The sequence below is a fragment of the Xanthomonas sp. LMG 12460 genome, from assembly GCF_009192895.1.
GTDB lineage: Bacteria > Pseudomonadota > Gammaproteobacteria > Xanthomonadales > Xanthomonadaceae > Xanthomonas_A > Xanthomonas_A sontii.
Window position 1 is genome coordinate 1 of sequence record NZ_NKUH01000165.1, and the last position, 505, is coordinate 505.

The 505-nt window shown below is 70.7% G+C and carries 1 protein-coding gene; it reads left to right on the forward strand.

Going from position 1 to position 505, the window contains the following annotated elements; all coding sequences use genetic code 11:
• Positions 1 to 89: 89 nt before the first annotated feature.
• On the forward strand, positions 90 to 505 hold a 416-nt coding region (locus CEK66_RS20200; protein ID WP_152238071.1), incomplete at its 3' end, for an alpha/beta hydrolase.

Consider the following 505-nt stretch of genomic DNA (forward strand, 5'->3'; position numbering starts at 1 on the left):
CCACTCCCCACTCCTCACTCCCCGCCCCACCTCCACTCGCCGCCGACATGGGCATCCGGCATGCTCCGCGCTCCTCTCAGGGATCGCCCATGTCCGACCGACCGTCTTCGCCCCGCTGGCCCCGCAACGCCCTGATCGCCCTGTCCTCGCTGCTGGTCTCGGCCTGCAGCAGCCTGTTCTTCGGCGGCCTCAACGCCAGTTCCTCGCGGCATGGCCTCCACGAGCAACGTGGGATCGTCTACGACGCGGCGCATGGCCTGGCACTGGACGTGTATCGCCCCGCCGGGGTGGAGCACGCGCCGGTGGTGGTGTTCTTCCACGGCGGTACCTGGAAGACCGGCAACCGCCAGAACTACCGCTGGGCCGGCGAAGCGCTGGCGCGGCACGGCGTGGTCGCGATCGTGCCGGACTACCGCAAGTATCCGCAGGTGACCCTGGACGGCTTCATGCGCGATGCCGCCACGGCGGTGGCCTGGAGCCAGCGCCATGCCGCCGACTACGGCGG